General features: G+C 56.6%; 13 protein-coding genes. 7 read left to right on the top strand and 6 right to left on the bottom strand.

Annotated elements, in window-relative coordinates; genetic code table 11:
* Window positions 1-82: 82 nt before the first annotated feature.
* Window positions 83-142, bottom strand: coding sequence for a protein YpfM (gene ypfM, locus RTN40_RS17855; RefSeq protein ID WP_100181659.1), 60 nt, complete (start codon window positions 140-142; stop codon window positions 83-85).
* Between the two features lie 615 nt (window positions 143-757).
* Between ypfM and RTN40_RS17850 the strand changes: the two genes are divergently transcribed.
* From RTN40_RS17850 to RTN40_RS17820, 7 genes are all read left to right on the top strand, one after another.
* A complete protein-coding gene (locus RTN40_RS17850) occupies window positions 758-3,235 on the top strand; it encodes a type VI secretion system tip protein VgrG (protein WP_312229639.1) in 2,478 nt (825 codons plus the stop codon).
* Between the two features lie 2 nt (window positions 3,236-3,237).
* The gene (locus tag RTN40_RS17845) at window positions 3,238-4,701 is read left to right on the top strand and encodes a hypothetical protein (protein ID WP_312229638.1); all 1,464 of its coding nucleotides are present in this window, start codon (window positions 3,238-3,240) and stop codon (window positions 4,699-4,701) included.
* Window positions 4,701-5,762: a type VI secretion protein ImpA gene (locus RTN40_RS17840; protein WP_312229637.1), complete on the top strand. Its 1,062-nt coding sequence runs from the start codon at window positions 4,701-4,703 to the stop codon at window positions 5,760-5,762. Before RTN40_RS17845 ends, RTN40_RS17840 begins: the two co-directional genes overlap by 1 nt.
* Window positions 5,762-6,607 carry a type VI secretion protein ImpA gene (locus RTN40_RS17835; protein ID WP_312229636.1) on the top strand — a complete coding sequence of 282 codons (846 nt, stop codon included), beginning with the start codon at window positions 5,762-5,764 and terminating at the stop codon, window positions 6,605-6,607. Before RTN40_RS17840 ends, RTN40_RS17835 begins: the two co-directional genes overlap by 1 nt.
* Window positions 6,608-6,745: 138 nt before the next feature.
* Window positions 6,746-7,123, top strand: coding sequence for an ArsC family reductase (locus RTN40_RS17830; RefSeq protein ID WP_409418541.1), 378 nt, complete (start codon window positions 6,746-6,748; stop codon window positions 7,121-7,123).
* Window positions 7,124-7,126: 3 nt separating this feature from the next.
* On the top strand, window positions 7,127-8,254 hold the full coding sequence (gene dapE / locus RTN40_RS17825) for a succinyl-diaminopimelate desuccinylase (RefSeq protein ID WP_312229635.1): 1,128 nt from the start codon (window positions 7,127-7,129) through the stop codon (window positions 8,252-8,254).
* Between the two features lie 26 nt (window positions 8,255-8,280).
* The gene (locus RTN40_RS17820) at window positions 8,281-8,469 is read left to right on the top strand and encodes a YpfN family protein (RefSeq protein ID WP_042389360.1); all 189 of its coding nucleotides are present in this window, start codon (window positions 8,281-8,283) and stop codon (window positions 8,467-8,469) included.
* Window positions 8,470-8,517: 48 nt separating this feature from the next.
* Here RTN40_RS17820 and ypfH read toward each other — a convergent pair whose 3' ends face one another.
* The 5 genes from ypfH to bamC all read right to left on the bottom strand — a co-directional run bounded on the left by ypfH (window position 8,518) and on the right by bamC (window position 14,191).
* Window positions 8,518-9,216, bottom strand: a complete 699-nt coding sequence (ypfH, locus tag RTN40_RS17815) for an esterase (protein ID WP_312229634.1) — start codon at window positions 9,214-9,216, stop codon at window positions 8,518-8,520.
* 77 nt (window positions 9,217-9,293) lie between these two features.
* Complete coding sequence (locus tag RTN40_RS17810) at window positions 9,294-11,315, bottom strand: GNAT family N-acetyltransferase (protein ID WP_312229633.1); 2,022 nt, start codon at window positions 11,313-11,315, stop codon at window positions 9,294-9,296.
* 24 nt (window positions 11,316-11,339) lie between these two features.
* Window positions 11,340-12,200 carry a neutral zinc metallopeptidase gene (locus RTN40_RS17805; protein WP_312229632.1) on the bottom strand — a complete coding sequence of 287 codons (861 nt, stop codon included), beginning with the start codon at window positions 12,198-12,200 and terminating at the stop codon, window positions 11,340-11,342.
* A 128-nt stretch (window positions 12,201-12,328) separates the two neighbouring features.
* On the bottom strand, window positions 12,329-13,042 hold the full coding sequence (gene purC / locus RTN40_RS17800) for a phosphoribosylaminoimidazolesuccinocarboxamide synthase (protein ID WP_312229631.1): 714 nt from the start codon (window positions 13,040-13,042) through the stop codon (window positions 12,329-12,331).
* A 117-nt stretch (window positions 13,043-13,159) separates the two neighbouring features.
* Window positions 13,160-14,191 carry an outer membrane protein assembly factor BamC gene (bamC, locus tag RTN40_RS17795; protein ID WP_312229630.1) on the bottom strand — a complete coding sequence of 344 codons (1,032 nt, stop codon included), beginning with the start codon at window positions 14,189-14,191 and terminating at the stop codon, window positions 13,160-13,162.
* Window positions 14,192-14,193 lie beyond the last annotated feature (2 nt).

Genomic DNA, 14,193 nt, shown 5'->3' with positions numbered 1-14,193 from the left:
CCCACAGTGGCCGCCTCGCTGTTGCGTGATATTGTTCACGCTTCTTTTATTATAGTGCTTCTTTCTTAGTGCGTATCTGGAATTATTTACGAAGCATACCTTCGATAAAATCTTTCCAGTTCCCCAGTTCATGCTCAATCATAACAACCTCGTTTAATTATTATTGGTATTCTACAAAAAACCGCCATTGCTGTGAAGAGACGCTGAATCAATTGCTATGATTGGCTACCTCCGCATTATTTGTTTGGCTTGAATATACTATGGCGCAGCGGCGGCTGTAATAATGTGACATATAGCAACATTCCTAAAAGCGACTAGCGAAACGTTTCGCGAGCGTGACGCGCCTCGCAACTTTGCGCTTTTCTTGCCCTGCCTGCCTCGGGTAACTTTTCGGACATTCCCTGGGCATATATTGCACAACAGTCGCGCCTATTAATGCACAATACTATTAATCATTGCCTGCTAATTATTTATTGGCGACGCGTTAACTTATGCAAAATAGATGAACAACAAACTAAAACTAAAACAAATTGCTTCACCATCGCAGCGGTTCAGGTAATACTTTGCCTCTCTGCATTACTATGGTGAAATTTTATGAACGACTTTTCGTCTGCAAACCTTAACAAAGCTCGGGACAGGTAAGCACACGACGGAGGTCAAATTCCTAATTTTGCATCAGGCCTCGCCATTCCTCTTGTTTTGTAAGGTTATAGAGCGGACTATTTTCAGCTCGCTGATTATACTCAGGATTGCGCTGATGGACCCCGTATCTCCCTACACCCTTACAGTCAACGACAGCCCGGTGTTACCCGACGTGCTGCGCTTTCGCGGCACCGACGCGCTGAGTACCCCCTTCTCCTGGCGGATTGAGTTCACTACCTCGCAGGAAGTCACGGGCAGCGACGTCCTGTTGAAATATGCCAGCCTGCTTATGCGTCATGGCAGGACCGTGCACGGTATTATCACCCGCTTTGAATGGCTGGGAACCAGCGCAGATCAGTCGCACTACGCGGTGACGCTCTCCTCCCGCCTGCACCTGCTGAGCCTGACCCGTCGCTGTGCCGTCTACCAGAACCTCTCCGTGCCGGAGCTGGTAGAGCACATCCTGCGGGTGCATGGTTTCGAAGGGACTGACCTGGATTTCCGTCTGGAACGTAACTATCCGCAGCGGGAGCTAATGACCCAGTGGAGGGAGAGTGACCTGGAGTTTATCCAGCGCCTGCTAGCAGAAACGGGCATCTGGTATCGCTGTGGTGCGAATGAGATTACCGGTCTGGATACCGTGATCTTTGCCGACAGCCAGCTCGGCTATGAATTTGACGTCATGCAGCCATATCAGGAGCCTGCCGGGCTGTACGACGGGGCGGAAGAGTCGGTCTGGGGGCTGCGGACCTGGCACAGTACGGTGACCGGGCTGGTAAGAACGCGGGACTATAACTACCGTACCGCTGGCATGCCAATGGATTCAGCGGTCACCGTGCGCAGTGATGCCGTCACCACCGGGGAGCATTACTGCTATGGTGGTCCGTTCCCGGAAGCGGGCGACGATACCACGTCAGAGCCGGAAACCGGCAGCGGCGCTTTTCTTGCCCGGCTTCATCATGAGCGTGAGCTGAATAAGTCCGCCCGCCTGCACCTGTTCAGCAACGCCTCCGGGCTAACCCCCGGCCAGGTACTGGAAACGCCAGGCAGCACGCTCAGTGACCTGAATGATGGAGTACTCATCACCTTCACCTCCTTTCGCGCCTCTCGCGATTCGCGTCTACACGTTTCGGTGTGGGGGATGCCCTACAGCGAACGGTTCTGCTTCCGTCCGCCTGACATCCCCCGTCCGGCCATTCACGGTTCGCTTCCGGCCCGGATTGAGAGCCGGGAGAAGCACGACATCTATGCCCACCTCGACGGCTCGGGCCGCTACCGGGTGAAGCTTGATTTCTCCCGTGAAGATGCAGAACCGGGTTTTAACTTCCTGTGGGTGCGTCAGGCGAAGCCGTATGCCGGAGATGAGTACGGCTGGCATATGCCGCTGACGGACGGCACGGAAGTGGGCATTGCGTATGACGGCGGTGATATTGACCGCCCCTACATGGCTCATGTGTTTCATGATTCAGAACATCAGGACGTTGTCACCCGGGACAATCGCAGCCAGAACATCCTGCGAACCGCTGGCGGAAATGAGCTGCGGATGGAAGACCAGCGCGGCGAAGAGCATATCGCCCTGACCACGCCGTACGCTGCCAGCCAGCTTAACCAGGGACATATCACCGACGATCACGATAAGCCGCGTGGCTCCGGGTTTGAACTGCGTACCGACGAGCACGGGGTGATCCGGGTGGCAAAGGGGCTGTTTATCACCGCCGACGGCCAGACGAAAGCCACAGGTGAAGTGCTGGATATGGCTACCGCGCTGCGGGAAATTGAAATCTGCCGGGAACAGATTAAACAACTGGCAGCAGCGGCAGAGCAGGCCCAGGCGCTGGAAGCCGATATCGCCAGCCAGATAGCGATGTTTGATAAGCGGCTGAAGCCGCTCAATAAACTGATCCACTTCCACGGCCCGGAAGGCGTCGCTTTCACCAGCGGGGAGCATATGCAGCTGGCTGCGGCTGATAACGTAGCGGTGAATGCCGGAGGGGATGTCAGCAGTGGCGCAACGGGTAACACGGCGATACTGGCGGGGGAAAGCGTCGGGCTGTTTGCGCAGGCAGGTAGCCTGACGCTGAACGCCAGCGAAGGCCCGGTACAGATTCAGGCCCAGAACGGGGAGATGCATATTTCGGCAGAGCAAAGGATGAGCCTGCTTTCCGCCAGTGACATGCTGTTTGCCGGGAAAAAGCGGGTGACGCTGATCGGCGGCGGCAGCTATCTCATCATCGACGCCGGGAAAATCGAGTACGGCACCGACACGACCTACACGCGGAAGATCAGGCGCACGCATCTGACCGCACCGGCGACCATAAAGGTGAAGATGCCCTACCTTCCCGGTGATGGAAAATACGATCTTGCCCTGAATTTCTTCGACGGGTGTGACCCGATACCGAAAGCGCCCTACACCATCCACTTTGAAGGTGGCAGCGAGCTGGCCGGTGTGCTGGATGAACAGGGGTATGCCCTGCACAAAAACGTACCGTTTGAGTCCGCGACGGTCACCTATCAGTTACCCCCACCAGAGCCGGAGAAACCCTGGGAGCCGTGGGATACGCTGCTGGCGAAAACCAGCCACAGGGAGGGTTAAGCATGATCGATCGGGAACTGCAAAACGCACTGGCCTTTTACCAGCCACCACCGCCAGCCTGGTATGACGAACTGGCGGATAAGGCAAAGGCCGCAGGCGAATGGCTGTGGGAAACCCTGCAGGGCGATTTCAACGAGCAGCAGACGACCGGACAGATAGTCACCGGCACGGTTATCTCAATGATCCCGCTGGTCGATCAGGTCTGTGACGTGCGTGACCTTATCGCCAACTGTAAAAAGATTAAAAAGAACGACACCGACGTCTGGCCGTGGGTCGGTCTCGGCCTGACGCTGGTGGGCTGCTTCCCCGAGCTAGGTTCACTGTTTAAGGGAAGCCTCAAGGTGATGTTCCTGTCGCTCCGCAAAGCCCATTTTAACGAGCTGGACAAGGCGGGGAGCTACAGCCGCCTGCTGGACGGGAGCATGAATCAGCTCAACCGTTTTCTGGATATGCCTGCGGTACAGGGGACGCTGCGGACGTTACGGATCTACAACCCGTACCACTATCTGGCGGGCAAAATCGATGAGCTGCTGTGGAGGCTGGACACCACGGCGCTGCTCAGCGTGATGGACAGGCTGATGAAGGTCACCCGCAGCCTGTTTGACACCGTGACGGAGTGGGGACCGGTATCGCTCCGTTATCCGGTCGCAGACTTGTGGAAAATGCTGGTCGCGGTTCGCAGCAGGGCAAACGCCATGCTGGGGAAGGCCATACAGCCGCTGAATGACCTTCTGACGCACCTGGCGAACCGGCTGCGGGTGGAAGGTGATAATGCCTTCCGTGCCCATGTGGGGGAGAACGCCCACTTCTATGGCATGGCCCGTGCCAGTGAGGAGCTTGAATTTCTCAGGCGGGAGAAACCGGGCTGGGTGGATGTGGGGGCGAGAGAAAAAGCCTATTCCGCCCTTAAAGAAATGAACCAAACGGATACAGCAAAGATTGTTAATGGCTGGCCGGATATCAGTAATAACAGTAGCAATCCGGCGCTGAAAGGTAAGTTTGATACGTTTGATGAATCTATGCACACCGCTGAAATTCCGCCAGGCACAGTGCTGTACCGGGTGGTTGACCCATCATCCAGCGATAACAACATCTGCTGGATGCGAAAGGCGGAGTTCAACAAATTAACCAGCAAAAGCGACTGGCGACGGCATTTTGCGGTATGGAAGAGCTGGAATGAAAACGGTGAGTATGTCACCTATACCGTGCCGCCAGGTCAGCCGCTGAAAGTCTGGGAGGGGCGAGCGGGTACGCAAGTTAATGAGATTGCCCCGGAGTATTCGCTGGAGGGAGGTTGGAACCAGATTGTGCTGAATCCCTCAGAGCTGAAAAAATCATACACCGGCCCGCGTCAGAAAACGGGCTGGGGCTACGGTGATGCCGCAAATGACCCGGTTTACCCGTATCTTGGCCTGCCGAAACTGGAAACCACCCATAACTGGTACGAACCAAAGGACAAAAAATAATGGCTGTCTTACATCCCCAGGAGTGCTATCTGCTGGAAAAATTTATCTCTCCTGAACACTACGCGGCAACCCGTGATGCAATTATTGCCTATATTGACGCGCATGAAGACGCCTTTGCCCGCTATCTGCGTGAAATGCCCCGCAACAATCGTAGGCTCCCGCTCTGGCAGCAGGCGGATATAGTCTGGGGTAACCGGGTGCTGCCTAATATACGTTCGGCGAGGGAGCGTTATACCAGAGCGTATATTCTGCGGACCCATAATGATATCGAGGCATTCAGGATTGGTCATACCATGAGTAACATCCGTAGGGGCATTACCGAATGCTGGGATGGCTGGATGACACAGGCAGAGATCAGCAAAATATCCGATCTTGAAAGTATTGCAACACGATTAGATCGACAATTAACAGAAACAATTTCTGGCGGCTGGGATGAAGGCGATTTAACCTACAGTAGTTATAGTATCTACACAGCTGATGATATCCCCTCTAGAATTGCACGCTATGCACTTGATCCATCAGTACGCATAGAGTTAGGTGAGGATCCTGTGCAAACGGGTATTTATCTACCTGATATAGATTTTGCACCAGCGCGATTTATTCCTGCTAATTATGGTCAGCCAGCGTCAGCGCGACAGGGAATAAAACGCAATGACTGGGTAAATCCTGAAACAGGAGAAAGGGATTACAGCTGGAAAGAAACCATTTGGGCCAAAACCGGCTGGACGCTGATACGCCATGTCGAAGATGAATACATTGACGTGCCTTATGGTGGCTTCTTCCCGGAGGGGAAACCTGAAGAGCTTTATAACTGGCCGAAGCGAGAGCAGCTACTTCTGCAGGAAAAAATGGTGCGCATCACCCGCTGGGATGGTGACCAGGCCCCCTTTGCCGGGCGCTGGGCGACCACTGTTAACGGTTCAACGCAATACCTCCAGACCAGAGAGGGCCAGTTGCTGCCCCTGTTTGAAGACCGGCACGGCAAAAAACATCGCGCCTGCTGGTCACTGCTGGAGCGTGACGATAAGGGCAGCGTGTTCGTCATGCCGGATGATAAATAATGGCTGTCTTACACCCCCAGGAGTGCTATCTGCTGGAGAAATTTATCTCTCCTGAACATTACGCGGCAACCCGTGATGCGATTATTGCCTATATTGACGCGCATGAAGCCGCCTTTGCCCGCTATCTGCGGGAGATGCCCCGCAACAATCGTAGGCTCCCGCTCTGGCAGCAGGCGGATATGGTGTGGGGTAACCGGGTGCTGCCTAATATACGTTCGGCAAGGGAGCGTTATACCAGAGCGTATATTCTGCGGACCCATAATGATATCGAGGCATTCAGGATCGGCCATACCATGAGCAATATCAACAAAGGCATTACCGAATGCTGGGATGGCTGGATGACACAGGCAGAAATCAGCAAAATATCCGATATTGAAAGTATTGCTTTCAAATTAGACAGTCAATTAACAGAAACAATTTCTGGCGGTTGGGAGGAAGGAAGGCTGACTTATCGGGCTGAAGATATTATCAAAGCCACCCCGCTACCGGCCAGGATCCCACGCTATGAGCTGGATCCCTCTGTTCGAATAGAAGCTAACGAAAAGCCTGTACAAACCGGTATCTATTTACCAGATATAGATTTTGCTCCGGCATGCTTTATACCATCCAGTTACAATCTTCCCCCAGAAGCGCGTCAGGGTATTGAACGAAACATTTATACCAATAGAGATGGAAAAACCATCTATAGCTGGCGCGATTCAGAATGGGCAAAAACAGGCTGGACGCTGATACGCCGCATCGAAGACGAATACATTGACGTTCCTTACGGTGGCTTCTTTCCGGAAGGTAAGCCAGAAGAGCTTTATAACTGGCCGCAGCGTAAACCGGCTGAAAATCAAAGGTAGTGATGCTTGCTTTTGGTTTTTTCACTTGGGGAAAATCACGCTAATAGCATGATTATCAGTGAGTATCTCCGTGGTTTTCATCGCTGGTGATCGTCTGTATGCTACAAGCCTTATCAAAATAGATACGGCAAATTTAGTATGACAAACCATCCCGCACCGACACTCATTATGTACGGCATCAAGAACTGCGACACCGTTAAGAAGGCGCGCCGCTGGCTCGATGAGCAGCAGATAGCCTACCGCTTCCATGACTACCGTGCCGACGGACTGGATGCTGCCCTGCTCGATACCTTTATTGCTGAGCTGGGATGGGAAGCGCTGCTGAATACCCGGGGCACCACCTGGCGCAAACTGGACGAAACGCGGCGGGAAAGTATTCAAAATGCTGCCTCAGCGGCAGAGTTGATGCTTGAAATGCCTGCAATTATCAAACGCCCATTGCTCTGCGCGCCCGGTAAGCCTATGCTGCTGGGTTTCAAAGAAACCAGCTACGAGCGCTATTTTAACGAGGTGTAGTCTATGTCATGCCCGGTTATTGAGCTGACCCAACAGCTTATTCGCCGCCCTTCTCTCAGTCCCGACGATGCAGGATGCCAGGCGCTAATGATTGAACGCCTGCGCGCTATCGGCTTTACCGTTGAACGGATGGATTTTGGCGACACGCAAAACTTCTGGGCATGGCGCGGCCAGGGCGAGACGCTGGCATTTGCCGGTCATACCGACGTGGTTCCCGCTGGCGACGCCGACCGCTGGATCAATCCGCCGTTTGAACCCACTATTCGCGACGGTATGCTGTTTGGTCGCGGCGCGGCCGACATGAAAGGTTCTCTGGCGGCAATGGTGGTGGCCGCCGAGCGTTTCGTGGCCCAGCATCCGCATCATAAGGGTCGCCTGGCCTTTCTGATCACCTCCGACGAAGAAGCCAGCGCCACGCACGGCACGGTGAAGGTTGTGGAGGCGCTGATGGCGCGTAACGAGCGCCTCGACTACTGCCTGGTGGGCGAACCCTCCAGTACCGAAGTGGTGGGCGACGTAGTGAAGAACGGGCGTCGCGGATCGATGACCTGCAACCTCACCATTCACGGCGTGCAGGGCCACGTGGCCTACCCGCACCTTGCGGACAATCCGGTGCACCGTGCTGCCCCAATGCTTAACGAACTGGTGGGCATTGAGTGGGATCGGGGTAACGAATTTTTCCCGCCGACCAGCATGCAGATCGCCAATATTCAGGCCGGGACCGGCAGCAATAACGTCATTCCAGGCGACCTGCGAGTGCAGTTTAACTTCCGCTTCAGCACCGAGCTTACCGACGAGGCGATCAAAGCCCGCGTGGCTGAGCTGCTGGATAAGCATCAGCTGCGCTACACCGTTGACTGGTGGATCTCCGGCCAGCCGTTCCTCACCTCGCGCGGCAAGCTGGTGGATGCGGTAGTGAAGTCGATTGCGCACTATAATGAAATTGAACCGCAGCTGTTAACCACGGGTGGTACCTCGGACGGGCGCTTCATCGCACGGATGGGTGCGCAGGTGGTCGAGCTTGGGCCGGTGAATGCGACCATTCATAAAATCAACGAATGTGTAAATGCCGCCGATCTGCAGCTGCTGGCCCGTATGTATCAACGCATTATGGAACAGCTGGTTGCATAATCGCGTTTCTGAATGAGGATATAAGCATGGAATGGCTGGCTAAATACTGGTGGATTCTGTTACTGGTTTTCCTGGTGGGCGTGCTGCTGAACGTCATTAAAGACCTTAAGCGCGTCGATCATAAGAAATTTCTCGCCAACAAGCCCGATCTGCCCCCGCATCGCGACTTCAACGATAAGTGGGACGACGAAGACGACTGGCCGAAGAAGAAGTAGTTGGTTGGGGTAACGCCGGGCGGCGCTTCGCTTGCCCGGCTTACAGATTTACATAAATTCAACGATATCGTCGTCGTTGAACTTGCCGCCGCTCAGCGCCTCATCAAAATAGTGCTTCGGCACGGTATAGCTCAGACGATCAAGCGCCAACTGCATACTCTCCTGGCTAATGCCATGTCCCAGATCGTCAACGATATCCAGCGTCACATCACCTCCGGCCAGTAACAGCGCTTCCTGAGCAGCTACGGCGTGCGTCAGCTCAATCACCCGGTCCTCCCCACCGTGGATCAGGTGGATAGTCACCGCCGCGCCGATGGTCGTCGGCAGGCTGGCGAAGCGGCCATTAAAGGCAATCACCCGCGACGCCAGATCCGGCTGGGCTTTGACCCCTTCCAGCGACATGATAGCTCCCTGTGAGAAGCCAATCAGCGCCGTGGCCTGCGGCCCCAGCCCGCTTTCGCGTTGCCAGTAGCGTACCGTCTCGATAAAGGTGGGCATGATGGCGTCCACCCGCTGCTGGCGGTTCTCCTCCGTTACGCCTTGCACGGAGAACCACTGCCGCGCCGGAGCCGGACCGCAGGGTTCAGCTCCGCCAACGCTGACGATCAGCGCGTCCGGAAACCGGGCGGCAAAGCCGGTGCCGACCTGCCCCATCGCTACTGGATTGTCGCCGACGCCATGAAATAGCAGCAGCAGCTGGCTGGCAGGTTTGTCCGGACGTTGTACTACATGATAGTCATGTTCCATGGCGGTCTCCTTATAGCGTTGAGGTAAGTTTACGCCGTACATTGGCGATGACCATGCCATTTAACTGAATGAGATTGTTAAAAAAATTGCAGATTAGCAATCTGTCCCTGGCTCTGCGCTGCCCGCTCTCCGTCGAGAGAAGCCAGCGCCTCTGCCGTCTCGTTTCGCTGGGCGGCCAGCAGTGCCTTACGCCCGGCCAATCGTAGTTGGTCACACGCCTGCGCCTCGCTGAGACCTTGCTCCAGCTGACTACGCAGCGCGGCCAGCGGCAGATCGCTATGGCTCAGCAGACGGCTGAGCGCGCCGGTGGCCGCCGAGAGCGGACGATGGGCAAAAGCAAAACCGGCCAGCTCGTGCCAGTCATCACTATTAAGGGTAGTCGGCTCTCCCGACGGCAGGGGTAACTTTTCGTCCCGCCAGGGGGTCAGCCAGGGCAGATCCCTCGCCAGCCTGCGCTGCTCCGTTGCCACCAGCGCCTCTGCCGCAGAGGTAAGCGGCAGGATAGCCATTGCCGTATAACAGCCGCTGCTGGCCTCGCGATAGCTGCCGAGCCGCACCAGCTGAAAGCCGCAGCGCTGCCAGAACCGCCACAGCTCGCGGGTGTAGCCAAAGCTCACCGAGAGGTAGTCGCAGCCTGCACTGTGGGCGTGCGCCTCGGCGATCAGCCGCTGACCGATGCCCTCCCGCTGACGCGAGGGGTGAACGGCAATACGGCTGATACGACACCCTGACAGCGTGGCCGCCAGCGGGCTGGAGCCGTGCGCCGCCAGCGACTGAGCCACCAGATTGCCCCGCGGCCGCCGAAAGCCCGCCCACACCGCCTGGCTAAGCCCGGGCGAGAGTCCTCCCTCATCCACCAGCCACAGCGCGGCGATAGGCTGTTCACCGTCCAGCGCCTGCCAGAAATGCTGCCCTGGCGCATCCATCATCCGCCGCAGATCGAGGGGAGAAGTCCGATAGTGGGCGCTGGTTAGCAGGCGGTAGAGAGCAGCGGGCTGCCCGGGCGACGTCAGCCAGGCATCCTGCGGCAGGGAAGCTATACGGTATTCAGCCCCCACAGGCGAGCCGGGGACGGCATCATCAAACAACAGCAGGTCGCTGATGAATGTTTCAAGCGGGCAGCCTCTGGCCCAGCGCAGCGGCGTGTTAAGTTCCTTATGTTGCAGGCGATCCAGCCCGGCGCAGAGCTTCAGCAAAAAGCCCTGCCCTGTCCCCTCGTAGCCCTGCACAGTGGTGGTGAGCAGGACATAGCTAAATCCGGCGATTAATTGTCGAAGCAACGGGCCAGGTATCGCCGCGGCCTCATCCACAATCAGCCACTCAGGATGATGTCCCTCTCCGTTGGCCAGTTGCTGGAGCAGCGCATCCGGTGGAATAAAGTTCACTTCGACGCTGGCAAACTGTGCCAGCACGTCCGTAGCGGCTCGCCCAGGCGCGGTCACGATGGCCTTGCCCTGCAAATGACGCAGATGCATTCCCGCCAGCGCCGATTTACCGCGTCCGCGCGGGGCGGTCACCACCATCACGCCAGGCGACATTGAGCTTAATTCTGTAAGGATCGCAGCCTGCTCACGCTCCGGCGCGCCGCTGGCCGGGTGCCACGCCGGACGGGGCGCAAAGTCAGGCAGCGTGAGTGGTTGCTCCTGCTGCCAGAGGATCGCTTCGCCGTGCGCATGCAGCGTGCGGCAAAAGTGAGTAATAAAACGCGGGGTGGCGATAGGCTGAGCGGTATCGCTCCAGCGGCAGGCATCGGTATCGGGAGTCTGCGCCCAGTGGGAGAGCGCAGGAGTGAGCAAGATCAGCCAGCCGCCGGCCCGCAGCGTACCGCCGAGAGCCGCAAAGGCGGCAACGTCAAAGCCATGGCGGGCATCAAAAACGGCATGGCTGAACTCACGTCCTAGCAGAGTCGTTAACGCCCGGGGGTGGCAGTAGTATGCCGCCTGGGAGGCATCCTGCTCTTCGCCCACCCACAGCGCCGCCTGGTTAACAATCAGGACGGCGGCCTGCTGCTGGCACCATGTCTCTTCCCCGCTGATCACCATCAGGCGGCGGATGCCCTCCCGTGCCATCTGCGCACTGAGAGCAATCAAACGCTCCATGTCACTTTTCCCGAAGTTGAAGCCTTACAGACTCTTGCCAAAGGTGTTGCACTGGGCAACATCGCCCGTATCAAAGCCGCGTTTAAACCAGGTGTAACGCTGCTCAGAGGTGCCGTGAGTAAAGCTGTCCGGCACGACCCGGCCCTGGCTCTGCTGCTGGAGACGATCGTCGCCAATCGCTTCGGCGGCGTTAAGCCCCTCCTGCAGATCGCCCTCTTCCATGACGCCCTGCTGTTGCATGCTGCGGCCCCAGACGCCAGCGAAGCAGTCCGCCTGCAGCTCCATCATGACCGACAGGCGGTTGACTTCAACCTGGGAAGCGTTTTGCTGCAGCTGGCGCACTTTCGGTTCGATGCCCAGCAGCTTCTGCACGTGGTGGCCGACCTCATGAGCAATCACATAGCCCTGAGCGAAGTCGCCTGCCGCACCGAGCTTGCTCTTCATCTCATCATAGAAAGAGAGATCGATATAAACTTTGCTGTCCGCCGGGCAGTAGAACGGTCCCATCACTGACTGGCCGGTACCGCAGCCGGTCTGGGTATAGTTACGGTACATTACCAGAGTAGGCTGCTGGTAGGTGCGGCCCATCTTCTCAAACAGCTGGGTCCACGTCTCTTCGGTAGTAGCGAAAATGACGCGGGTAAACTTCGCCGATTCATTCTCCTGCGGGGTAGCAACCTGCTGGGTACCCGGCTGGGAGATAGGCTGGCCGGTAAGCAGCCCGGTTAAATCCACACCGTAGTAGCCGCCGATTACCACAATTATCAGCAGAATAATCCCGCCCTTGCCCCGGGGTAGACGCAGCCCACGACCGCCCAACGGGCTGCCTGATTCGCTACGCCTGTCCTCAACGTTATTACTTTCGCGACGCCCTTGCCAACGCATAATCACCTCAGAGATATTTTAATAATATGATTGATCGTAGGCGGTTAAGGGCAGGATTACCATAAGAAAGGTGCTGTAACAGGCCGGAGGAGTGGGGAACGCCTCCGGCTAATACTTTCGCGTTGAAACTAGTCCAGTTTCACACCGAGACGGTGAGCTACGGCTTCATAGGCTTCGATCACGCCGCCAAGGCTCTGGCGGAAACGGTCTTTATCCATTTTATCCATGGTCTCTTTGTCCCACAGGCGGCTGCCGTCCGGGGAGAACTCATCGCCCAGCACCACTTCGCCGTTGAACAGGCCAAACTCCAGCTTGAAGTCCACGAGGATCAGACCGGCGTCGTCAAACAGTTTGCTCAGCACGTCGTTGGCTTTATAAGTCAGCTCTTTCATGCGCGCCAGGTTCTTCTGGTTCACCCAGCCGAAGGTTTCGCAATAAGAGTCGTTGACCATCGGATCGTGCATTTCATCGTTTTTCAGGAACAGATCGAACAGAGGCGGATTCAGGATCATCCCCTCTTCAATACCCAGACGCTTCACCAGAGAACCTGCTGCACGATTACGAATAACGCACTCTACCGGCACCATCTCCAGCTTCTTCACCAGGCATTCGGTATCAGAGAGAAGTTGCTCCATCTGTGTTGGGATACCCGCCTCTTCCAGCTTGCTCATAATGAAGTGGTTGAACTTGTTGTTCACCATGCCCTTACGATCGAACTGTTCAATGCGTGCGCCATCCCCTGCTGACGTATCATTGCGGAATTCGAGCACCAACAGGTCCGGGTTTTCCGTACTGTATACGGTCTTCGCTTTGCCACGATACAACTCAGCTTGCTTTTGCATCTTTGTTACTCCAGGTTCCAGGTGTGATGATTTAAAGGCTAACTGCGGCCATTATCCGCTACGCACACGTTTGCGTCTACCCTGATAAAAAAGGCCGGAGCAATCCGGCCTGATAATTTACTTAAATGCAGCTTCGAAAACGGCCACCAGCGCGTCGTTTTGCGCCTGGGTAAGGGTGTGCCCTTTCGGATCGATAAACTGCAGGCTGCTGCGGTTATCGAGATCGCCTACCTGCAGCTTGTAGTCACCGGAGGCGAGGCCCGGATCGCGCGCGCCAAGCGCCAGCCAGTCGCTATCAGAGAGCGGCTTGTAGGTTACCGCCATGCTGCCGGTTGAGCGCGTGGAGTCGGTCACCTTCATGCCCACCTTCTCAAGCGTGGCGGGCAGCCGCTGCCAGACCACGTTGAACGGCCCACGGACCACCAGCATCGGCAGACCGGTATCGTCGGCACCGCTCTGTACGTCGAGGGTAGCAGCGGAGCGGTTCTGCGCAGCGTTCTGTGCCGCAGAGGCGGTTTTATCCAGCCCGGCGGAGATGGCGTTCAGCATTTCGGTGCTGTAGCGCTGCAGCGAGGCGGTATCGGCCACCGGCTTGCCAGCCTGCTCCAGATTCACCAGCTTCACGACAACCGCCTGCTGATAGCCCTGCGGTTTTACCGAGATTTGATAACGGCCACGGTACTGCTGATCTTCATCGAGGCGATTCCAGTCAACCCAACCGGTGGTCAGGGTCTGCGCGGCGTCGTCGCGTTTATCGATCGCGTAGTTGTTGCCCTGAACGATGCTTACCACCTGTGGCCACAGCGTGCCGCGGTTGCCGTTCTCCACCAGCAGCGTTGCGGTATCACCGGTAAACTGGGTGCGGGCACCCGTCACCAGCGCCAGCGGCTGGGCCGGTGGGCGGATATCCAGCGCTTTACCGACGGCACCGCTGCCGTTGGTTACCGGAATGTTGTAGTCACCGTTCTGCACCGGCAGGATCATGCCAGCAGGCGCATGAAGTTCACCAAGCGGCGCGGCATCCAGATAGGATTCATCACCGCTAACCTGGCGCTTATAGCGCGAGTCCGAACTACAGGCAGCGAGCAGCATAACAAGCGAAACACTCGCTACCTTCACCAGGCGCGACTTCTGTACTGAGTAAGCCATCA

It is taken from the genome of Pseudescherichia sp., assembly GCF_031987975.1.
In the GTDB taxonomy this organism is placed as follows: Bacteria; Pseudomonadota; Gammaproteobacteria; order Enterobacterales; family Enterobacteriaceae; genus Pseudescherichia.
Note: the sequence above shows the minus strand (reverse complement) of the source record. Positions and strands in the feature narration are given on the sequence as shown.